Source organism: Bradyrhizobium guangxiense, assembly GCF_004114915.1.
In the GTDB taxonomy this organism is placed as follows: domain Bacteria; phylum Pseudomonadota; class Alphaproteobacteria; order Rhizobiales; family Xanthobacteraceae; genus Bradyrhizobium; species Bradyrhizobium guangxiense.
The window spans coordinates 262,240-283,864 of the sequence record NZ_CP022220.1 but is presented as its reverse complement, the minus strand read 5'-3'; the positions used below and the strand labels follow the sequence as shown (position 1 = coordinate 283,864).

Below are 21,625 nucleotides of genomic sequence, written 5' to 3'. Positions count from 1 at the left end.
TGTGAGCGGCCGGATTGATCGGGCCAAGGGCGCGATCCAGCGAGCGATTTGCTGCGCTGGGATGCGTGGCCGAACGATTGGCCGGGTGTTCGGAGACGAGTGCGGCCACGGCGACTTCGGACGTTGCCACCGCGAAGGTGATCACAGAAGAGGTGGATGGTGCAGGCGCTGGTCATGACGTATCACAACGAAACGGATGGTCGTGGGCACGGGCTCGCGGGACGACATCGACGCGGCGCATGGTGCCGCCGCAATGCGGGCAGACGGGGATCTGACATGTGGTGAGGGGATCGTCGCCGGCTTCTTGATCAGTCGGCGCGTTGCGGACAGCAAGGAGTTGACGGCAGAGAGCGATTTTATCGTTGCGTCCGCCATTGGCGAGGAAGCCATAGTGGCGGATGCGATGGAAGCCGTCCGGCAGGGGGTGTAGCAGAAAGCGCCGAATGAACTCATCGGCATCAAGCGTCATCACTTTGGCTTTACGATTCTGCCGATAGTCCTTCCAGGGAAAGCTCACCTTGCCGTCGGCAAGCGAGATCAGCCGACTGTTGGCGATGGCGACGCGGTGCGTATAGCGGCCGAGATAAGCCAGCACCTGTTCGGGCCCGCCAAATGGTGGCTTGGCATAGACGACCCAGTCGGTCCGTCGAAGTTGATTAAGGCGCGCGGCGAATGCAGCGGGATCGGTGAGATGGGCGAGAGCGCCAAAGAAGCTCAGCTGGCCAGCCGCGTAGGCAGCTTGCAGCTCTTGCAGAAACAGGCGGCGGAACAGCCGGGAGAGGACGCGCACTGGCAGGAAGAAGCCGGGCCGGCAAGCGACCCAGCGTGTGCCGTCGAGCGAGGGTCCACCGCCCGGCACGACGCAGTGGATATGCGGATGGTGTTGCAGGGTCTGGCCCCAGGTATGGAGGACGGCAGTCACGCCGAGCTGAGCGCCGAGATGCTTGGGGTCGGCTGCGATGGTGGTGAGCGTTTCGGCTGCGCAGCGGAACAGGATGGCATAGACGACGGCCTTGTTCTGGAAGGCGATCCCTCCGGCGAGGGCCGGCATGGTGAAGACGACGTGGAAATACGGTACGGGAAGGAGTTCAGCTTGCCGTTCGGCGAGCCATTGCGCGCGCGCCGCGCCCTGGCACTTCGGGCAATGCCGATTGCGGCAGGAGTTGTAGGCAATGCGTGTGGCGCCGCAGTCATCGCACTGCTCGACGTGGCCGCCGAGCACAGCCGTCCGGCATGCCGTGATCGCGCCCATGACGCGCCGCTCGACGCGGCCCAGATGCTCGGCACGGGCTTGTCGAAACACTTCGCCGTGGCGGCGGAAGATATCCGCCACTTCCAGAACCGGAGCCATGGCGCCCGCTCAGCCGGGCGGCACGACCTCCAGGTGGAGCCGGTCCAGCGGACTTGGCGTATTGCTGATGGTCTTGGTGGCGACCTGGGTATAGCGCGCCGTGCTGGCCAGGCTGGCATGGCCGAGCAGCACCTGGATGATGCGCACGTCGGCCCCGCTCTCCAGGAGATGGGTCGCGAATGTGTGCCGCAACGTGTGCACCGTCACCGACTTGCTCAAGCCGGCCGCCGCACAAGCTGAACGGCAGGCGGCGTGCAGCACGTTCGGGACGAGCGGACGCTCGTCGTCGCGGCCGGGAAACAACCATCGCTTTGGCCGAGTGAGCCGCCAATACGTCCGCAGAATCCTCAAAAGCTGCGGCGAGAGCATAACGTAACGGTCCTTGCCGCCCTTCCCGTGCTCGACCCGGATCAGCATCCGTTGGCTGTCGATGTCGACAACCTTCAAGAGGACCAGTTCCGATACGCGTAGTCCGGCGGCATAGACCGTGGTCAGCGCGGTACGGCTCTTCAGGCTCGGGACTGCTTCCAGGAAGCGCACGACCTCGTCGGCGCTCAGCACGACCGGAAGTTTGCGCGGTTGGCGCGCATAGGCGATGCGCTCCGGAACGGTGTCATGACCAAGCGTCACACCGTAGAAGAACCGCAGCGCGCACACGATCTGGTTCAGCGCCGGCCAGGACATCCCCGTCGCCACCAGATGAACCTGGAAGGCACGGATATCCTCCAGGTCAAGGCGGTCGGGAGAGCGACCGAAATACCGGCTCAACTTCGCTACGGCGTTGAGGTAGGATTGCTGCGTCGCCGGTGACAGATTGCGGACCGTCATGTCCTCGATCATGCGGCGGCGAAGTGGGCTGATCTCAGCCATCGGAAAACCTCCTGTCTGAAGGGTTGGGCTTCGAAACCCCGCAATCCTCTCAGACAGGAGGCAATCCTTGCTATGCCTCCCTACATGCCGCGCCAGCGGCTTCGTTCAATCCTATAAAACGCGGCAAAATCAACAATCTGCCAAAGTAGTGCTAGGCGCCGTCGATATAACAGTGGCCTGCGCAGGAGCGAGAGGCCTTTGAGGTGGTCGCGGATGGCGTTTGGCTGTTCTGAGACACCAGCAGACTTTAACTTGCAGGCGTTTCTCGGTCGCCTCACCAAGCTTGTGGAGCGGGGTTATGAGAGCGCGTCGGTCAGCTCCGGAACCGCCTGGTAGAGGTCGGCGACCAGGCCGTAATCGGCCACCTGGAAGATCGGCGCGTCCTCGTCCTTGTTGATCGCGACGATCACCTTGGAGTCCTTCATGCCGGCCAGATGCTGGATCGCACCGGAAATGCCGACGGCGACATAGAGCTCGGGGCCACGACCTTGCCGGTCTGGCCGACCTGCCAGTCGTTCGGCGCATAGCCGGCGTCCACCGCCGCACGCGAGGCACCGACGCCGGCGCCCAGCTTGTCGGCGAGCGGCTCGATGTATTTGGCGAAGTTCTCGCGGCTCTGCATGGCCCGGCCACCAGAGACGATGATCTTGGCCGAGGTCAGCTCGGGACGGTCGCTCTTGGCAACTTCCTCACCGACAAAGGTCGACAGGCCGGGATCGGCCGCGGCAGCGACGCTTTCGACCGGCGCGTTGCCACCGGCAGCTGCCGCCGCAAAGGTCGAGGTGCGGACCGTGATGACCTTCTTGGCGTCCTTCGACTTCACCGTCTGGATGGCGTTGCCGGCATAGATCGGACGCTCATAGGTGTCGGGCGCGACCACCTTGGTGATCTCCGAGACCTGCATGACGTCGAGCAGCGCCGCGACGCGCGGCATCACGTTCTTGAAGCGCGAGGTCGCGGGCGCGACGATCGCATCGTAGGACGGGGCCAGCGAAACGATCAGCGCGGCCAGCGGCTCGGCCAGATCGTGCGCGTAGGCCTCGCCTTCGGCGACCAGCACCTTGGCAACACCAGCGAGCTTCGCGGCGACCTCGGCCGCAGCCTTGGTGCCCTGCCCGCCGCCAGCGACCAGCACGTGGACGTCGCCGCCGAGCTGGGACGCCGCGGTCAGCGCCTTGTTGGTGGAGTCCTTGAGGACCTCCTGTTCGTGTTCAGCAATCAACAACGCAGTCATCAGAGCACCCCGGCTTCGTTCTTGAGCTTCGACACCAGCTCGGCGACGTCCTTCACCTTGACGCCGGCCTTGCGGCCCGCGGGCTCAGCCGTCTTCAAAACTTCGAGGCGCGCAGTGACGTCGACACCGTAATCGGCAACGGTCTTCTCCGCGATCGGCTTCTTCTTGGCCTTCATGATGTTGGGCAGCGAGGCATAGCGCGGCTCGTTGAGACGCAGATCGGTGGTGACGATCGCCGGTCCCTTGAGCTTGACGGTCTGCAGGCCGCCGTCGACTTCACGGGTGACCTTGAAGTCGGAGCCTTCGACCTCGAGCTTCGAGGCAAACGTCGCCTGCGACCAGCCCAGCAGCGCAGCCAGCATCTGGCCGGTCTGATTGCTGTCGTCGTCGATCGCCTGCTTGCCGAGAATGATCAGGCCGGGCTGCTCTTCTTCTGCAACCTTCTTGAGGATCTTGGCGACGGCGAGCGGCTCGACGGTGCCTTCGGCCTTCACCAGGATGCCGCGATCGGCGCCCATGGCAAGACCGGTGCGGATCGTCTCCGACGCCTGCGCCGGTCCAATGGAGACCACCACGACTTCGGCCGCCTTGCCGGCTTCCTTCAGGCGCAGCGCTTCCTCAACCGCGATTTCGTCGAAGGGGTTCATCGACATCTTGACGTTGGCGAGTTCAACGCCCGATCCATCGCCCTTGACGCGGACCTTGACATTGTAATCGACCACCCGCTTTACCGGCACTAAGACCTTCATCAGGGTTTCCTCAACAATTGCAGCAGTTGACATCTGTTGAAGGATAGTATCTCATGCTACTACCATATTCCAGGAAGCAGGGAAGGCGGAATCTGCGAGCCCAAGACCCCGCCAGGAAAGAACTCGTATTATGCCTCGTGAATTCGACGCTGACGTCATCGTGGTAGGGGCAGGAAATGCTGCCGCTTGTGCGGCCATATCCGCCAGCAATAATGGCGCGACTGTCCTCATGCTTGAGGCGGCGCCTCGGGACGAGCGGGGAGGGAACTCGACCTATACGGCGGGCGCCATGCGATACGTCTTCAATGGTGTGGAGGACGTGCTAAGCGTAGTGCCGGACATCAATCCCGATACGTTAGCCAATACTGATTTCGGCACTTACACCGAGGACCAATTTTTCGATGACATGTTTCGCGTGACGCAATTCAGGACCGATCCTGACTTATGCGAGATTTTAGTCAAGCGCAGCTTGCCGACGCTTCGGTGGATGCGAGAGCAAGGCGTTAGGTTTCAAACTAGTCATGGGCGGCAAGCCTACAAAGTGAACGGACGGTTCCAATTCTGGGGTGGGCTCAGTGTGGAAGTGTGGGGTGGTGGTCCCGGTCTCGTGGACATGCTGCTAGAGTCCGCGGAAGGGAAGGGTATCCAGTTTCTTTACGAAACTGCCGCGGTCAGTTTGATCAATGACAATAGCGGGGTCGTTGGAGTTCGCGTCCGGCATCAAGGCAAGGAGCGCGATCTGCATTCAAATGCTGTCATCCTGGCGTGCGGAGGCTTCGAGTCTAATACGGAAATGCGCGCGCGGTATCTCGGACCAAACTGGGACCTGGCGAAAGTTCGTGGCACACGCTTCAATACCGGCGCTGGAATCCAAATGGCGCTTGCGATTGGTGCAATGCCATGTGGACATTGGTCCGGAGCACATGCCGTCGGCTGGGACCAAAATGCTCCGGCGTTCGGCGATCTCGCAGTAGGGGATGCCTACCAGAAGCACAGCTACCCATTCGGCATCATGGTCAATTCCCGAGGCCAACGCTTCCTTGATGAGGGAGCCGATTTTCGCAATTATACCTATGCCAAGTATGGTCGCGAAATCCTAGCGCAACCCGGCCAGTTCGCTTGGCAGGTATTCGATGCTAAGGTGCATCACCTTTTGCGCGACGAATACAGGATCCGGCAAATCACCAAGATTACGTCGGATACCCTGGAGGGTCTCGCCGACCAACTCGAAGGCGTTGATCGCAACGCCTTTCTCAAGACCGTCGCTGAATTTAACGCATCGGTGCGGCAGGACGTTCCCTTCAACCCGAATGCGAAAGATGGCCGCTCCGCGGAGAGTTCGCCGCGCAAGTCCCATTGGGCCAACACGATTGATACAGGACCATTCGAGGCTTATGCCGTCACGTGCGGTGTCACCTTCACATTCGGTGGACTCAAGATTGACCAGAGCGGTCAGGTGCAGGATACAGCCGGCCTTCCGATTCCCGGCTTGTTCGCAGCTGGAGAGCTGGTCGGGGGGCTGTTCTATCATAACTATCCAGGTGGCACGGGGCTCACTTCAGGCGCTGTATTCGGGAAGATCGCAGGTGAGAGCGCTGCTGCGGCAGTCGCTGCAAGCAAGAGCCGTTCAGCGGCCTGATCAATAAGTTGCAGAACAAACTGCATCATAAACTGCCGACAGGGAGGCACAAAAATGGCTCGCTCAATCCAAAACAAGTTGCGTCGTGTAGCATTTGTTGTGGCATCCTGCGTGATGCTGATTCCAGCGCACGCCACGTCCAAAGATGCGCTGACAATAAAGATAGGTCTGCAAGCCGTTCCAACCGACGACGTTTATCGCACCAAGGATTGGGGCGCAAAGTACAACCTTAAGGTTGACATCGGGAGCTATAGCTCTGGAAGCGAAATACTCAAGGCGTTTGTCGCCGGGCAAATCGATATCGGCAACGGAGGCTCAGGTCGACTAATCACTATGGCTGCGATGCAGCCCAATCTGTTCTACATTATTGCCGCCGATCAGTATGGGGGCGATCGCTACGGCGTAATTGTCGCGAACCATTCATCTGTCAAAGCGGTGGCTGAACTCAAAGGAAGGAAGATCGGCGCGGTTGCCGGATCCGGCTCTTTCAGCACTTTCCGTGTCTTTTTAGACAAGAACGGGATGAAGGAAGGCGACTTCCAGATCGTCAATATGAAGGTTGAGGACCTGCGAGCCGCCGTGCAGCAAGGTGTTGTCGACGCTGCAGTGGCATGGGAGCCGCATGTTGCGATTGGCGAGACGATGGGCGTGGTAAAGCGTATTCAGTCGATGAAGGGCGTAAGTGAATCGCCGAACCTTGTGCTGGTGCGCCGCAAGTTTGCTGATGAGCATCCCGAGGCCGTGGCGCGATATCTTGCCACGTTGATCGATGCCGGCACGTACATGAAGACGCAACCGGACGATGCCGCCAGCAAGGTTGCAGCCGATATCAGCAAGCAGGGCGTGGACATCGATCCAAAGGCGCTGGAGCTTGCCTTGACGCGGATCAACGTCGATCCAAAGCTGACCGACGCGATGACCGACGAGCTCATGCCGGTTGCCGAGTCTATGAAGGCGGCCGGAAAGATTCCCAACATTCCGGACTTCAAGAGCCTCGTGCGCAATCAATTCTATGAGGAAGCGGCGAAACTCGCGTCATCTACCAACTAAGGGCTCCATCATGTCTAACGCGACGCCGTCGGCGCCGTTCGCGGGTGTTGCCGACGAGCAGAGGCTGCGTAGCATCTTGTACCGCGGGGCGGCATCGGCATTCTTGTTCGCGCTGCCAATCATCGTCTTCCTGTTAATATGGGAGACAACGGTACGTCTCGGCTGGGTCAATGCGACGATCCTGCCTTCGCCATCAAATATCGCGCGGCGCGCGTGGGTGCTGCTTGATCCAGCCGATCCCGCCAAGAGCATATTGCTGACGCATATTGTCGTTAGTTTGTGGCGTGCGCTGAGTTCGTTCGCTCTGGCATGCGTGCTGGCCATCCCAATGGGCCTCTTCCTGGGCCTCAACAGGACGGCCTATCTGATTGCTTCCCCACTCCTGAGCCTGTTACTGCCGCTACCGGCAGTTGCCTGGGCTCCGATCTTCCTGGTCATTTTCGGTCAAGGCGATATCACGATCATTGCTGTCTGTTTCCTCGGTGCCTTCTTTCCGATTCTGTACAGTACTATCCAGGGCGTGCGCGCAATCGGCCGACACTCCTTGTGGGTCGTGCGCAGCATGGGCGCAAGCCGGTTTGATATCTTTCGGCGTGTGCTGTTACCCGGTGCGCTGCCGGCGCTGATCTCGGGGCTGAAGCTTGGAATGGCGCATTCGTGGCGCACGCTGGTCGCGGCCGAAATGCTAGCTGCGTTGACCCATGGCCTCGGATTCATGATATTCGCGGCGCGTTCCTATATGGACGTATCCACGATGTTCGTCGGCATCGTATGCCTGGCCCTGATCGGTCTCCTTATCGAACGTGGCGTGTTTGGCTCGCTCGAAGCACTTACCATTCACCGCTGGCACGGTAACGGAAAAGTGGGTAGCCATCGATGAGCGTGGACACATCCGGCATCCGTCTGCAGCGATATACTCGGTCCCCAGCCTCGTCCGGTCTCGCGATACCGATGGCTCGTATCGCGCTGATCCTGGTGCCGCTGGTGGCTTGGGAGGTGTGCTCGCGGTTAGGGTTGATAAACGGCTTCTTGTTTCCGGCGCCGTCCGCGATCCTCAACAAGCTTTGGGTGCAATCCGGCCCAAACGGAAACCCGCCATATGCAATTCTGTGGCACGTGGCAGACAGCATGCTGCGCTTGCTCTCGGGATTATCACTTGCGGTAATCATAGGTACCCTGCTCGGGGTTGGACTTGGCATGAGTCAGCGGGCGCGGCTGGTGTTTCAGCCAATCATTAGCATCTTGATGCCTGTGCCGACGCTAGCATGGACCCCCGTCCTGCTGTTGGTCATGGGTATCGATAACCGCACGACCATCCTAGTCGTATTTCTCGCAGCGGTTTTCGAAATGATATACATCGTCGCGAGCGGCATCGAAATGCTGAACGTCAAAATGCTTTGGGTGGCTTGGTCGATGGGCGCGAGCCGACGGCAGGTATTTTGGCGCGTCATTATTCCCGGCATTTTTCCTTGCCTGATCACCGGCACACGGCTCGGTACAGGTTACGCCTGGCGCGCTCTGATCGCCGCCGAGATGCTGGCCGCCAGCAGCTATGGCCTGGGTTTCATGATCTATGACGCCTCCGAATACATGAACATTGGCGTCATCTATGGTGGCGTGATGATGATTGCGGCGCTCGGCTATCTTCTTGAGAACGTTCTGGTTGGCAAGATCGAAGCTGCTACCATCGAGAAATGGGGAGTACTCAATGAGCGTTGAAACGGCAAAAATACTCCCGCTGCGCGACGGTGCCGGTACCAAGCCCAAGATTGTCGCCAAGAATGTCCAGAAGTATTTCGGAAACGTGCTGGCGATGGAGGACATTTCTTGCACGATCAACGAACGGGAATTCGTGGCTATCATCGGTCCAAGCGGTTGCGGCAAGTCGACGTTTCTGTACCTGATCGCTGGATTCGAGAAGGCAAGCCAGGGGGAACTGCTAATCAACAACGAACTCGTGGTGGGGCCAGGACCCGACCGTGGCGTGGTCTTTCAGGAGTTCGTGCTGTTCCCCTGGCTTACGGTGTTGCGTAATGCGACGCTGGGCCTGGACATCAAAGGTGTGCCACGGCAGGAAGCTGAGGAGCGGGCGAGGAAGTGGCTTCGTCTGACAGGCCTTTCGGGGTTCGAGAATGCCTATCCATCGTCTCTGTCGGGCGGCATGAAACAGCGCGTCGCCATCGCTCGGGCACTTAGTTACGATCCGGAGGTGCTGCTACTCGATGAGCCGTTCGGCGCACTCGACGTGCAAACAAAGAACTACATGATCCAGGATCTACAAAACCTCTGGGTCGAGGCCAATCGAACTATCGTGATGATAACTCATAGTGTATCAGAGGCCGTTCAGCTTGCCGATCGAGTGCTTATTCTGAGCTCACGGCCCTCGCGAATAATTGCGGACGTGGCGATCAAGCTACCCCACCCTCGGGACTTAAGGGACCCGCAGGTCCGGCGATACGAAGACGAGGTTACGGCTCTTCTGTCGGCGGAAGTCGACAAGGCGATGAAGCGCGAACGCCAGACGTTTGCTGGCCGCTCATAGAGCGCTGTGAATCAATAGCCCAGATTACCGCAGGCCGACACTCTAACGCTCTGATCAGCTTGCGTCGGCACGCCGGTGGCGCCGCGCCCGCTCCAAGAGTTGCCGGGCACGTTCGACGACGGGCTCGTCGACCATCCTGCCTTCCAGCGAATAGGCGCCGACGCCACGTTCGGTTTGCTGACGGGCGGTCTCGATGATCAATTGCGCCCTTGCGACATCAGCGTCGGACGGTGCAAAGGCATTGTTTAGGATCGGTACCACTGAAGGATGGACACAGGTCGCACCCGTAACTCCGTGACCGAATGCCTCCTCCGCTAGCTCGCGCATTAGTCGGACATCCTTGTAGTCCGCAACGGAGCCGAACAATCCGAACGAGTATTTTCCGGCTCCGGCAGCGGCCATGTGAACCAGCATCTTGGGTATCTTAAGTGCCTCATGAGTGGGATTAGCTCCCATCGATAGCGCTAAGTCCTCACTACCGCCCATCAGGCCTATCACCCGCTCGTGGGCGCGTGCGATGTCGTCCGCTTTGGCCAAAATCTTGACGGACTCGATGACTGCGATCGCTTGGAGTGGCTCCCGACGGTCATGATCCCGTTCGGTTCGCTCAGCAACCTCTAGAAGCAACCGCACGTGCTCGGCGCCCTCGACTTTTGTAATCAGAATGCCCTTGGCACCACCGAGCACCGAAGCCTCGATATCTCGGACGGCAGCCGACAGAGGTCGATTAATACGCACCCAAATGTCAGCTCCTGCGGCAGCGCATCGTTTTATCGACGACGCAAGCCTATTGCGTGCCCCCTCCTTCTGTGCGGGCGCGACGCTGTCTTCAAGATCCAGGATTATGGCATCGGCGCCACAAAGCGCCGACTTTGCAATGAAGCGCTCAGATGAGGCGGGGACATAAAGCAGAGATCGGTACACTGGTGTCTTCCGGTCGCCTACGGGTCATTGGGATGATGGCTTAGCCTGCACGATGACGCCAGCCTCGCGCAGTTCTTCCAACCGGGCCTGCGTGATGCCGAGGGAGCGCAGAATCGCAAACGTGTGTTGACCGAGATCCGGAGCGGGCATCCGAATCCTTCCGGGCGTAGTTTCGAGCCTCGGGACCACGTTGTGCATTAAAACCGTTCCGAGTTCGGAGTCCGGTAACCCAACGACGATTTCGCGAGCTTGAACATGGGGGTCATCCAAGAATTGATCGATGTCGTAGATTGGTGCAGCAGTTACGTCTGCCCGCTCGAATATACTCATGTTATCTTCAAGCGTCCGCGCGGCAATGAATTCCGCGATAGGCTCCTCGCAAGCATCGGCGTTTTTGATGCGATCAGAGTTCGTCAAAAATCGGGGATCCACGATCATGTCAGGGCGACCGATAGTCCGGAACAACCTCTCGGCCACAACTTGCATCGAGGCGGAGATTGCGATCCAGCGAGAGTCGCTGGTACGGAATGTGTTGCGCGGCGCTCCGGTAAGCGATCGACTGCCGGTCCGCGGGCGTACCTGCTGTGTTAGTTGATAGATTCCGGCTTCGGGACCGAGGAGGGAAAAAAGCGGATCTAACAAGGGCAAGTCGATAACCTGGCCGTTACCCCCGCTCACTTCTCGATGCCTGAGCGCAACCATGGTTGCCCCAAATCCGTAAATGCCCGCGACCATATCGGCGAGCGTGGCGGGTGGCAGCAGCGGAGGTCGATCAGGGAATCCGTTGCGGGAAGCGAAGCCTGACATGCCTTCGACCAGAGTGCCGAAGCCGGGCCTGTCCCGATAGGGACCGGTCTGCCCCCATCCCGAGATTCTCACGATGATCAGTCCTGCATTCTGTGCTCGAAGGACCTCGGGCAACAAACCCAGCTTTTCCAGACCTCCGGGTCTGAAGTTCTCGACCAGCACGTCCGCCGTCGCGAGCAGATCCGATAGGATCGTCCGACCTCTCTCGTCGCGAAGGTCTAGCGCGACACTCTTCTTGTTCCGGGCGTAGGTCTTCCAATGGATGCTGACATCGTTGACCCGCCAAGCGCGCAGAGGGTCGCCCGAGACGATGTCCTCAATCTTGATGACTTCGGCTCCGAAGTCGGCGAGCTGCAGGGTGAGCATATTCCCGGCGACCAGACGCGAAAGGTCCACGACACGGACGCCGTTAAGCGCGCCAGCAGCCTCTGGCTCGAACTGCTTAGGTACGGCCTTCATTGCGCCGACTTAACGATGCAAGGCGGAAGTAGTGCCTGTACAGTACCCGCGGAGGTCCCCATCGATCCTCAACAAGCTGACTTGTATGGGGTAGTATTAAGTGATACGACCACATCCTGCAACATCCTTTCGGTGAACCCGATGTTCACCGCAGCTGGCAACCCGAAGTTAAGCAGAGAGTGCCCTCACTTGAAGAGTTGAACCAGGCCGAGGCTCATCGCGAGCAGAAGTATCAGAGACAAGGTCACCGCAATCGTGACTTTCCCGCCGGCCTTCGAAAGCACCCGGATATCGACACCCAGCCCGAGTGCGGACATGGAGACTACGGTTAGCACGCTGGCGAGCTTCGCAACGGGGGCGGCAACGCTGCTGGGTATGATCTGCAACGAACGAAGGCCGGCCAGTACCAAGAAGCCGATGATGAACCAAGGTACCAATTTGATGAGGTTAATGCGCTTGCCGGGCGCGACTTCGCCACGCAGGCGTGGTGCGACAAGCGACAAGCCGACCACCAACGGCCCTAGCATGAGGACCCGAACGAGCTTCACCACGGTGCCAATTTGAGTGCTGACGATTCCTGCCGGAACGGTCGCGGCAAGCACCTGGGGAACGGCGTACACGGTGAGGCCGGCGAGAATCCCGTACTGAGTAGCCGAGAGCTCCAAGAGTGGAATGAGCAGTGGAAGCCCGAGCACCATCAGCACGCCAAGGACCGCGGTGAAGGAAATCGATGACGCGATATCATCGCCATCTGCCCCTATAACGGGGGCGACCGCGGCGATCGCGGAATTGCCGCAAATGGAATTTCCGGAGGCGATCAGGAGCGAAAGCTTAGTGGGTAGGCCGAGCATGCGGCTGAGGCCGAAACTCACGGCAAGCGTGACCGCAACCGTTCCGACGATCGCGGCAATCAGAAATAATCCGGAAGGCAGGATTGCCCCAAAGCTGATCGAGGCCCCGAGCAGCATCACGGCCACTTCGAGAAGTTGTTTCGCGCTGAAGGCGATTCCGACCTTCCAGCGCTCGGAAGTAGTTGAGACGCTGCGGATCATCATCCCGAGCAGGATGGCGATGACCAAGGCTTCAACATAGGGATGTTGGAAGATGTGCTCCTCGGCCTCCTGGATTCCAATCGACAGCAGCGTCAGGAGCACGCATAAGAGGATGCCGGGAAGCAATGCAACCAAACGACCGGCAGGCGCGTCTACCTTGCTCGATTTGGGAAGATCTTTGCATGGAGCCATGAGTCCCTCGCCAGCCGACAAGGCTATGCCCGAGAACCAAGGGCTCATAACAGTAGAATTTTGATCTAGGCCGATAAGCAGGCGTTATGCCAATGAATTTGCATTTCCTCCGCTTCTTTACCACCGTCGCTGAGGCTGGAAGCTTTTCGCGAGCAGCGGACATCTTGCGCGTTAGCCAGCCCGCGGTCTCGAAAGGAGTACGCGATTTCGAACTGCAAGTGGGCTGTCGCTTGCTGGATCGTACATCGAAAGGAGTACGTACGACCCGCGAGGGGCGGGCACTTCTCAGGCACGCAGAAAATCTGTTCGCTGCCGAGCGGGCCGCCGAAGAGGAACTGTCGTCGCTGCGCAACCTCGCGAGCGGATCGCTTCACATCGGGGCAAGCACCACGATCGCGACCTACATGATCGCTGAGTACATAGGCAGCTTCCGGCGCAGGTATCCGAGCATCGATGTGCATCTGGTAAGCGCCAACACGCGGGATATTGCCGGAATGATGCGCGCGCATGAAATAGAGATCGCCCTCGTGGAAGGACCGGTCGAAGACGATGATCTCGTCAGTACGGCCTGGCGGACGGACATGATGAGCCTGATAGCAGGTCCGACTCACGCCTTCGCATTATCGGAAAATCACGTGTATGCGGCGGCCCTCGAAGATGAAATCCTGATCGTTCGGGAACCAGGCTCCGGCTCACGGGAGATCGTCGCGCAGGCGCTGTTGAACCATGGCGTGCGGCCGCGCAAAACCCTCGAAATCGGCAGCACGGAAGCGATCAAGCAAGTTGTCGCATGCGGTCTTGGTGTCTCGATCGTCTCAACATCAACCATTGGCGATCAGATCAAGCTTGGCCGGCTCAAGGCGATAAAAATGAAGGATCTGCAGATATCGCGCACGCTTTGGCACGTGGAAGTACGGGGACGAACCAAAATTCCTGCCGCGATTGCCTTTGAGCGAATCATAGGTGTCGCCCCATGACATCAATATGATGGAGTCGCGGGATCGTCTCGTCATTCGGAAGGCTTTGCTGGACGTGACGGCGGATCAAAAAAGGCGAGCGGCGCGAGATAAACCCAGTTTGCGTCAGCAACATCCAGAGAGCAACTTATCCGATCCACCATAGATAGCGAGACAGTTCGCCAGATGTCTGCTGCACTGCAATCCGATCAACGTCCGAGGGGTCCGTAGTCAGGACATCCCATCGCGGTTCTTGTGCCGACGCGCAAATTATTGGTGGTTGGCCGTTGGATGCAATGGTAGCGAGGTCTCGTTTTGAGCGGCCGTAATGGGAATATGTTCTCCGAGGGGGCGCCCCGACAGGATATTTTGGGCAGGGTCCTCTGTTGCTTGGAGGCTGAGACTGTGCCCCCAGTCCGCTCTCCGGAAAATCTGGCGAGTCGGGTGGGCCTGATTAGGTCGATGATTGTGGCCATCTCATCTCGAGCGCTCGCTTTGGCTGGCTTTGCGATCGGCTGGGCGCGATCTGGTCGAACGCGCCATCGCGATCAAGTCATGCACTTGACACGAAAGCCATAGTCATAAAGGCTGCTACCCATGTTAGTTTCGCTTTGCCCGCTGGATATCAAAGACTTGCGCTTCTATCAAAATTGAGCGCCGACGGCGTCGAGCGGCAAGGAGCTACGTCGGAATGGTCAGCTAGGGCGTGACAATCAAGCTTCGAAGGCGAATTGATCAACTGAGGCAAAGCACTTCTTGTCGACGGGTGGGGGCGCTGCTTGGCTCAAATCAGGAAAAATCGGGTGAGCGGCGATAAGCAAGCTAATCTAAGTGAGTTGATGCCAGACTTGCTCGCTCTGGGTTTTAGCGAGTACGAAGCGCGTGCCTACCTCGCGCTCTATGAGCTTTCGCAGGCGACTGCCTACGAAGTAGCCAAACTTGCAGGCTTACCCAAGGCGAACGCATATTCTGTCCTCGAGAGTCTGGCAAAGAAGGAGGCGGCTCAACCGATCTCCGAAACTCCACTGCGGTATGTGGCGGTAGCGCCCCAGGTTCTGTTTGAGCGAATTGCGACAGCGACGAGCAAGCGCTGCGCAAAGTTGATCCGAACGATTCCGGCTGTTTCACAGTCCAACGACGGTGGCTACGTATGGACCATTAACGGCGAGGACGCGATCGCCGCCAAGATGGAGGCTATGATCGACGGAGCGAAATCACACATTTGGGTAAAAACAGAAGAGAAAATACTGCTGCCGCACCGCGACGCGCTTCGACGTGCTGCAGACCGCGGGGTTGCGATTCTCATCATCCTTTTCGGGACTCAAGTCGAGAAGTTTCAATTCGGTGCGAAGTCGCGAACTTATCTCCACGAGGGAAACGGCATTCCCGTGGGAATCGCACCGCATCTTGTAACCCTTACAGTGGATTTCGAAGAAGCTCTGGTGGCGGAGATTCGTGCGCAAGGCGGCTCCTACACGCGAAATAAGCCGATAGTTAATCTTGCTGACTCCCTATTGCGGCACGAGATCTACTTCGCGGAAATATTCGAAATGTTCGGGCAACCGATCCAGAAGACGTTCGGCCCCGCTATTATCGAGCTTCGAAGGAAGTATCTTCCCGCACCGCAAGTTGCGGCGCTGGAAAGCCTTCTAGGGCTTACCGCGAGTCGAGTTGAGAAAAAATCCAAGCTGAAAGAAGAAAAGATCTAACGCGTCTGTCGCGGCGATTGGCACGCTTCGCCGGCGTGTTTCGCGCGCCTGCAAGGAGCAGCAATCTTAAGGGGGAGTTGGCTTTGAACCTTCAAAAGTTGCGCGCGCTGCATAGTGTAATCGTGACCGGTTCGGTCACCGGGGCCGCAACTCGACTTCATTTGACCCAACCAGCGGTAAGCCGTTCGCTGTCTGCCCTTGAAGCGGAGCTGGGATTCAAGCTCTTCAACCGGCTTGGTGGGCGCCTGGTTCCGACTCCTCAAGGAGAAGCCTTCTCGCGGGAATGCGAGCGTATCCTGCTGGATATCGACGATCTTACCCGCATCGGCAAAGAAATCCGCGCCAATCGAGGCGGTCGCCTTCGGATCGTGGCAATGCCACAACTCGCCCGAAGTCTACTCGTGCCGGCACTGGCCCAATTTTCGAAGGAGTTTCCGAGTGTTTCGATTTCTTTGGAAGTCAGGGAAAGACGCGAAGTCGAACGTTGGGCTTCGGGACTTAGGTTCGACGTTGGGATAGTAATGCTCCCGACTCAATTTGAAATGTTGACGTCGCATTCCTTCGCCGAATTGGTTCCCGTTGCGGTGCTTCATCCCGATCATCCACTTGCGGCGAATAAGACGATTCTCCCCAGTGATCTGATCGAGGACCGTTTTATTGCGCTGGACCGGACGACGTTGTTGCGGCAGATCGTTGATGGAATGTACGTACAAGCTGGCCTTGCCGCGAACATTTGGGTTGAAGTGTCGTCGGCGTTCATCGCGTGCCAAATGGTGGGAGCCGGAATGGGTGTGTCGATATCGGATCCATTCAGCGCAGCGCTGCTAGCAGAGCGAGATGTCGTGGTTCGCCCTTGCAAGACGTCGGCAAGGCTCAACTATGCTTTCGTCTATCCGCGCCATTCGAAGAAGACGGCGCAGGCGGTCCGGTTTTCCGAAATCGTGAGGAGCACTCTGGAGAATTTGATGGGGCGGTTCGAATTCGTGCAAGGGCAAACAATTCGATAAATTGCACTTCTTCCGTGCAGTGCTGTAGACGCGCGGGTCGCGGCGGTACGCACAGCCAACTTGACCACGTTTTCCTGAGGAATCGGGAGGATCCGGCAAGTCGCGCGTCCTCGATATTACAGCAAGTAATGCATCCATTACGCTAATTGAATTGCTGCGGTTCCGAATAACCCTTCAGATATGTAGGATGCGAGTCTGGCTCAATCCAAACTGAGCAGAAGCCAAAAGAGATGCCGGTGTGTCAATGGCGACGCATTCGAGACAGATGAGGAAACACATGCTACGAACTTTGCATATTTTTCTAGCACTCGCTTTCCTGACTTTCTCGTCATCGAGTTTTGCCGGTGCCAGGCTGGACGACGCAAAGAAGAGCGGCCTTACCCTCGGCTTCAGCAACGAGCCGCCCTTCGCGTTCAAGCAGGCCGATGGATCATTGGCCGGGTCAGACTACGATCTCGCAAAGCTCGCATTCAACCGCCTTGGAGTAGAGCGGATCGAAGGAACGGTGGTTGCGTTCGGATCGCTCATCCCGGGACTTCAAGCCAAACGTTTCGATTTTATCGCGACCGGACTCTATATCCTTCCCGCGCGCTGCCTTCAGGTTCTCTTCACCGAGCCCAACTTCACCGTTCAGGAAGGTCTTCTCGTTCGCAAAGGCAATCCCAAGCAAATCCATAGTCTTGACGACATCGTCAAACACGAGGACATCAAGGTTGGTGGCAACATAAGTGGCCAGCCGACACAGAATGCAGTCAAGGCCGGCGTGAAGGATAGCCAAATCACGCGTTTTCCGGACATCCCCTCCAATGTCGCGAGCCTGAAAGCGGGCAGGATCGACGGGGCATTGCTTATATCGGTAACTGCACGCTGGAACGCAAAGAACGATCCGACCCTGGAAGTCGCCGAACCATACACGGGCCTGCTCATAGATGGCAAGCCGAAGCAAGACTACGGCGCATTTGCCTTCCGTAAGGAGGATTCGGAGCTTCGGGACGCATTTAATGCCGAGATGCTCAAGATCGTGCATTCTTCGGAATATGTTGAGATCCTGAAAAAGTACGGCATGACGCAGAACGAAGTGCCGGCGGCCGACGTCAAGCTCGATACTCTTTGTAAGCAGTAGGACTCGTGCCCGAAGCGGACGGTGACAGATGTCGGCGCTCTACGAGGGTAGATGGCTGCTCCTTTCTGGTGCGGTAACGACGATGGCCCTTTACGCGCTCTCGACAGTATTGATGTTCGCTTGCGCGCTCGTTTTCGGTATCGCCAGGACATCCAAGAGCTGGTGGATCCGAACCATCAGTTTGCTCTATGTCGAGATCTTCAGGGGCATATCTCTGGTGGTCGTCCTGTTCTGGCTCTACTTTGTTTTGCCGTTCTTCGGGGTTGCGATTTCCGCCTTTTGGGCGGCCACACTCGCCATAGGCATGTGCTTCGGGGCTTATGGAGCTGAGGTCGTCAGGACGGCGATCGGCGCTATCCCGCGGGGCCAGTATGACGCCGCCTTGGCGATCAATATGGTGCCATCAATGATGATGCGCCGGATCATTCTTCCTCAAGCAATGCTGTCGATGATACCACCTCTCGGTAACCTCAGCATCCTGGTATTGAAAGCCACCTCGGTTGCCGCCTTGGCGACCGTTCCGGAACTGACTTTTGAAGCCTACTCTCTCAATATCAGAACCTTTCAGACCGTGCCGATCTATCTCGTTGTCATGATCTTCTATGTGGCTGCGGCGCAATTGATAGGAGCGGCAATCGCGTACGCAGAGCGACGTCTCGGGTTATGGCAGGGGAAGCCAACGCACGGCGCAACCAGGGGCTGGTCGGCATGAAGGTCGATTTCCAATATGCCTGGGAGTTGCTTCCGCAACTCGTGGTCGCGGCGCAAACCACATTGCTCGCCGCCGTCCTCGGTTTTATCGCCTCCCTGCTTGGCGGCCTCCTTCTCTTTGCGCTGTACAGCGCTAAGCACCGTCTGACCAAAATCTTAGTTCGCGGCTACGTCGAATTCGCAAGAGGGGTGCCGCTCCTGGTCCTGATCTATTTTCTGTACTTCGTGGGGCCTTCGGCAGGCGTCGTGATCAGCCCGCTGGTGACCGGCGTCATTGCTCTCGGCTTGCACTACAGTGCGTATATGGCCGAGGTCTACCGTGCCGCAATGATCGGTGTTCCGGCCGGGCAATGGGAGGCATCAACATCCATAAATCTCTCAACGTTCGACACATATCGGCGGATCATTGTTCCACAGATGATCCCATTCATCATTCCAAATGCCGGAAGTTACTTCGTCTACATGCTGAAGGACACGCCGCTGCTCGCATCCATATCCGTTTGGGAACTCATGGCCGTTGCTCAGGCGGAAGGAGCCAGGCGGTTTCAGTACTTTGAACCCATAACGATGGTTGGGATAATGTTTCTCGTCCTCAGCATTGCCGGCGCGTTTCTCATCAACAGGCTCGAGCGACTGTCCCAGAAGGGATGGCGGTAATGTCGGCCGGACCGTTCTCAGTACAGCTAAGGAACGTTACAAAACGTTTTGGGGCGTCCACGGTCCTAAATGACCTAAATCTCGAAGTCGGACAGGGTGAAAAGCTTGTGGTCATCGGTCCGAGTGGATCGGGAAAATCAACTCTCCTCAGGGTTCTCATGACATTGGAGGGAATCGACAGAGGCAGTGTCTCTATCTGCGGCCGTGAGTTGTGGTCGTGCGATTCGACCGGCGCAGCACGCCAAGCATCGGCCCGGCAAACACGTACGATTCGGAGCGATGTCGGCATGGTCTTTCAGAGCTTTAATCTTTTTCCTCACCTTACGGCGCTTGAAAACGTGACCGAGGGACCGATTCGCGTCCTCAAGATGCCGAAGGAGAAAGCCGTGAGCCTCGGAAAGGAGCTGCTTCGAAGGGTGGGACTGGAAGATCGGTGCGACTACTACCCTGCGAGGATGTCAGGCGGTCAGCAACAAAGGGTTGCGATCGCGAGAGCAATGGCGATGAGACCGAAAATACTCCTATTCGACGAGGTGACCTCGGCGCTCGATCCTGAACTCGTTGGCGAGGTGCTAGCGGTCATTCGGGAGCTGACTCACCAAAAGGAACTGACGGTTATCATGGTAACGCATCAGATGTCCTTCGCGCGAGAGATCGCCGACAGGGTTTGCTTCTTCGATCACGGCCGAATTGTCGAGGAAGGAGAGCCGTACCAGTTCTTTTCTCAACCGAAAAGCGCGAGAACCCAGGCGTTTCTAAAGTCGGTCCTGGACGCCTGACGATCTTAGTCTCAGCAGTCGAATTCCTCTTAGGAGACACTCAAATGACTTCCAGATCCATTTCGATGCCCGAGCCGGAGAATGCTCAGACTCGCCGGTCGGCGCGCAAAGAAACGGTCTACGCCGTCGGACAAATTCCGGCGCTCGATATGGAATTCTACCAGAACGTTGGGTCCGGTGCTGAGAAAGTGTCGGAGTTGACGATCCCTGCTCGGGATGGCGGCGCGTTCGAAGTGCCTGCCGGGCACCTCTTTCGGATCGTGAGCGTGGAGGGATCGCAGGTTGGTGATTTTAATCTTTGGAATAGCGACAATCTTTCTGAACACTTCTACAGCGGTAAGACGCGGGCGATTCATGCGACGCACATTTCTACTGGTGATCGCCTGTGGAGCAGCATGCCATACCTGAGGCCGATGGCGACTATCACTTACGACAGTCTGGGATGGTATGGGTGGGATTCCGATGGTTGTGGAATTCACGATGTGATCGGAACACGCTGCGACCCTTACACGAGAAGAATGATAACCGGTGAAGATTACGATCACTGTTGCCATTCCAATCTCGTTCGAGCCCTATCTGCCTTCAGAAAGATTTCGGCGAAGGAAGCCGAGGGCTACGTGCACGACGTCATGAACGTCTTTATGTGCACAGGCTTCGATGTCGAAAGTCACGAGTATATCAAAAAGGCAAGCCCGGTTCGTCCAGGCGACTTCATCGAATTCTTCGCGGAGATCAATCTCCTTGGTGCGCTATCCGCCTGTCCCGGCGGCGACTGTGGGCCGCGGGTCCCAGGGCAGACCCCCAAGTGCTATCCCCTGAAGGTGGAAATCCTTCGTCCCGCGAAGGGCGCGCTGAATGGTTGGAAGTCGCCTGAACCCTCGCCCTACAAAGGCAAGCACGGGATGAGCTGATTTGCGGAGCGCATTGTAAGAGCCGATTAACATCAAGGCGCTCGGAAATACCGTCGGCAGCTAGGCGCCGACCGGAATGGCGTCAGCCGTGCCAAGTTGACGCCGCGTTTGGGTTTGAAGTGCAACCGCGACAGCGAATTTCGAGATTATTCTCGTCATGCATGGTTGCAGGCGCTTTAGTAATTGGCGTCGTGGCGAGGCGTGATTGATAATTTGGCCCCATAAGCGATCGGTCAATCCTGTCCGCTGTGGCCAGGCCGACAGCAATTGCTCATCGGTGGTAGGATCCGGAATGTCCAGTGACGTGTCGAGCTTTCCCGCACAATTGATGCAGGGCTACGCCGCTTTCATGTTGGACCGCTTTCCTCAGGAACGACAAAGGTTCGATTCATTGGCCGCGCGCGGGGCAGTCACCGGAAGCCCTGGTGATCGGATGTTGCGACAGCCGCGTTTCACCCGAATTGATATTCAATGCGAGACCCGAGGAAATCTTCGTCATCAGAAACGTTGCAGCGCGTACCGCCCTTCGGTGTCGAGGGAGAATTCCACGCCGCCGGGGCTGCTCTGGTTGTGCTCGGTCACGCCCGGTGTGGGGCGTCCCCGCTTATGCCAAAGGCAAGGTATCGGCCTCACCAGAAAGCTTCACGACTCCATGGATGCAACGTCTGGTCCCGGTGGCGCACAGAGCTGGCCGTGTTGCGGCGGCCTGGACGACGATCACACCGACTTGGAGCTGGCTGCGATCGATCAGTCCTTGCTCAATCTAATGAGTTTTCCGTGGTGTGCGATCGCGTAGGTCGCAAGCAGCTCACGTTGCATGGATCGTATTTCGAGATTGCGAACGGTGTTCTGCACATACGAGATCGAGAGACCGGCAAATCTGATCCAGCGTGTGCGGACCGT

22 protein-coding genes are annotated in these 21,625 nt (G+C 58.0%); 14 read left to right on the top strand and 8 right to left on the bottom strand.

Going from position 1 to position 21,625, the window contains the following annotated elements:
* Nucleotides 1-172 precede the first annotated feature (172 nt).
* The 5 genes from X268_RS35905 to X268_RS35890 all read right to left on the bottom strand — a co-directional run bounded on the left by X268_RS35905 (nucleotide 173) and on the right by X268_RS35890 (nucleotide 4,204).
* Entirely contained in the window at nucleotides 173-1,351 is a 1,179-nt protein-coding gene (locus X268_RS35905) for an IS91 family transposase (protein WP_128929694.1), read from the bottom strand.
* 9 nt (nucleotides 1,352-1,360) lie between these two features.
* On the bottom strand, nucleotides 1,361-2,221 hold the full coding sequence (locus tag X268_RS35900) for a tyrosine-type recombinase/integrase (protein ID WP_128929693.1): 861 nt from the start codon (nucleotides 2,219-2,221) through the stop codon (nucleotides 1,361-1,363).
* A 296-nt stretch (nucleotides 2,222-2,517) separates the two neighbouring features.
* Complete coding sequence (locus X268_RS40755) at nucleotides 2,518-2,646, bottom strand: hypothetical protein (RefSeq protein ID WP_347341923.1); 129 nt, start codon at nucleotides 2,644-2,646, stop codon at nucleotides 2,518-2,520.
* Nucleotides 2,643-3,455 (bottom strand): electron transfer flavoprotein subunit alpha/FixB family protein, encoded by an 813-nt coding sequence (locus X268_RS35895; protein WP_347341922.1) that lies wholly within the window; start codon nucleotides 3,453-3,455, stop codon nucleotides 2,643-2,645. The genes X268_RS40755 and X268_RS35895 overlap by 4 nt, the downstream gene beginning before the upstream one ends.
* A complete protein-coding gene (locus X268_RS35890; RefSeq protein WP_128929692.1) occupies nucleotides 3,455-4,204 on the bottom strand; it encodes an electron transfer flavoprotein subunit beta/FixA family protein in 750 nt (249 codons plus the stop codon). The genes X268_RS35895 and X268_RS35890 overlap by 1 nt, the downstream gene beginning before the upstream one ends.
* A 130-nt stretch (nucleotides 4,205-4,334) precedes the next feature.
* Between X268_RS35890 and tcuA the strand changes: the two genes are divergently transcribed.
* The 5 genes from tcuA (at nucleotide 4,335) to X268_RS35865 (ending at nucleotide 9,435) form a co-directional block, all read left to right on the top strand.
* On the top strand, nucleotides 4,335-5,843 hold the full coding sequence (tcuA, locus tag X268_RS35885) for an FAD-dependent tricarballylate dehydrogenase TcuA (RefSeq protein ID WP_128929691.1): 1,509 nt from the start codon (nucleotides 4,335-4,337) through the stop codon (nucleotides 5,841-5,843).
* Between the two features lie 54 nt (nucleotides 5,844-5,897).
* Nucleotides 5,898-6,893: an ABC transporter substrate-binding protein gene (locus tag X268_RS35880; RefSeq protein WP_206733163.1), complete on the top strand. Its 996-nt coding sequence runs from the start codon at nucleotides 5,898-5,900 to the stop codon at nucleotides 6,891-6,893.
* Between the two features lie 10 nt (nucleotides 6,894-6,903).
* A complete protein-coding gene (locus X268_RS35875; protein ID WP_128929690.1) occupies nucleotides 6,904-7,773 on the top strand; it encodes an ABC transporter permease in 870 nt (289 codons plus the stop codon).
* A 71-nt stretch (nucleotides 7,774-7,844) separates the two neighbouring features.
* Nucleotides 7,845-8,612, top strand: coding sequence for an ABC transporter permease (locus tag X268_RS35870; RefSeq protein WP_128929689.1), 768 nt, complete (start codon nucleotides 7,845-7,847; stop codon nucleotides 8,610-8,612).
* Nucleotides 8,602-9,435: an ABC transporter ATP-binding protein gene (locus tag X268_RS35865; RefSeq protein WP_128929688.1), complete on the top strand. Its 834-nt coding sequence runs from the start codon at nucleotides 8,602-8,604 to the stop codon at nucleotides 9,433-9,435. The genes X268_RS35870 and X268_RS35865 overlap by 11 nt, the downstream gene beginning before the upstream one ends.
* A 54-nt stretch (nucleotides 9,436-9,489) precedes the next feature.
* On the opposite strand, the gene X268_RS35860 is transcribed toward X268_RS35865, so the two are convergent.
* The 3 genes from X268_RS35860 to X268_RS35850 all read right to left on the bottom strand — a co-directional run bounded on the left by X268_RS35860 (nucleotide 9,490) and on the right by X268_RS35850 (nucleotide 12,869).
* Nucleotides 9,490-10,359: an HpcH/HpaI aldolase/citrate lyase family protein gene (locus tag X268_RS35860; protein WP_128929687.1), complete on the bottom strand. Its 870-nt coding sequence runs from the start codon at nucleotides 10,357-10,359 to the stop codon at nucleotides 9,490-9,492.
* A 24-nt stretch (nucleotides 10,360-10,383) separates the two neighbouring features.
* Nucleotides 10,384-11,625: a CaiB/BaiF CoA transferase family protein gene (locus tag X268_RS35855; RefSeq protein WP_128929686.1), complete on the bottom strand. Its 1,242-nt coding sequence runs from the start codon at nucleotides 11,623-11,625 to the stop codon at nucleotides 10,384-10,386.
* 185 nt (nucleotides 11,626-11,810) lie between these two features.
* Complete coding sequence (locus tag X268_RS35850) at nucleotides 11,811-12,869, bottom strand: YeiH family protein (protein WP_128929685.1); 1,059 nt, start codon at nucleotides 12,867-12,869, stop codon at nucleotides 11,811-11,813.
* A gap of 92 nt (nucleotides 12,870-12,961) precedes the next feature.
* Here X268_RS35850 and X268_RS35845 point away from each other — a divergent pair, with 92 nt between their 5' ends.
* From X268_RS35845 to X268_RS35805, 9 genes are all read left to right on the top strand, one after another.
* Nucleotides 12,962-13,846, top strand: coding sequence for a LysR family transcriptional regulator (locus X268_RS35845; RefSeq protein WP_232995588.1), 885 nt, complete (start codon nucleotides 12,962-12,964; stop codon nucleotides 13,844-13,846).
* Between the two features lie 782 nt (nucleotides 13,847-14,628).
* Entirely contained in the window at nucleotides 14,629-15,534 is a 906-nt protein-coding gene (locus X268_RS35840) for a TrmB family transcriptional regulator (RefSeq protein ID WP_245478032.1), read from the top strand.
* An 83-nt stretch (nucleotides 15,535-15,617) separates the two neighbouring features.
* The gene (locus X268_RS35835) at nucleotides 15,618-16,541 is read left to right on the top strand and encodes a LysR family transcriptional regulator (RefSeq protein ID WP_128929683.1); all 924 of its coding nucleotides are present in this window, start codon (nucleotides 15,618-15,620) and stop codon (nucleotides 16,539-16,541) included.
* A gap of 277 nt (nucleotides 16,542-16,818) precedes the next feature.
* Complete coding sequence (gene ehuB, locus X268_RS35830; protein WP_164933832.1) at nucleotides 16,819-17,664, top strand: ectoine/hydroxyectoine ABC transporter substrate-binding protein EhuB; 846 nt, start codon at nucleotides 16,819-16,821, stop codon at nucleotides 17,662-17,664.
* A 28-nt stretch (nucleotides 17,665-17,692) separates the two neighbouring features.
* Entirely contained in the window at nucleotides 17,693-18,376 is a 684-nt protein-coding gene (locus X268_RS35825) for an amino acid ABC transporter permease (protein ID WP_128929681.1), read from the top strand.
* Nucleotides 18,373-19,032 (top strand): ectoine/hydroxyectoine ABC transporter permease subunit EhuD, encoded by a 660-nt coding sequence (gene ehuD / locus X268_RS35820; RefSeq protein WP_128955088.1) that lies wholly within the window; start codon nucleotides 18,373-18,375, stop codon nucleotides 19,030-19,032. Before X268_RS35825 ends, ehuD begins: the two co-directional genes overlap by 4 nt.
* The gene (ehuA, locus tag X268_RS35815; protein WP_188637407.1) at nucleotides 19,032-19,811 is read left to right on the top strand and encodes an ectoine/hydroxyectoine ABC transporter ATP-binding protein EhuA; all 780 of its coding nucleotides are present in this window, start codon (nucleotides 19,032-19,034) and stop codon (nucleotides 19,809-19,811) included. The genes ehuD and ehuA overlap by 1 nt, the downstream gene beginning before the upstream one ends.
* Nucleotides 19,812-19,855: 44 nt before the next feature.
* Entirely contained in the window at nucleotides 19,856-20,722 is an 867-nt protein-coding gene (locus tag X268_RS35810) for an urea carboxylase-associated family protein (protein WP_128929678.1), read from the top strand.
* Between the two features lie 292 nt (nucleotides 20,723-21,014).
* Nucleotides 21,015-21,518: a hypothetical protein gene (locus tag X268_RS35805; RefSeq protein ID WP_283814997.1), complete on the top strand. Its 504-nt coding sequence runs from the start codon at nucleotides 21,015-21,017 to the stop codon at nucleotides 21,516-21,518.
* Nucleotides 21,519-21,625 lie beyond the last annotated feature (107 nt).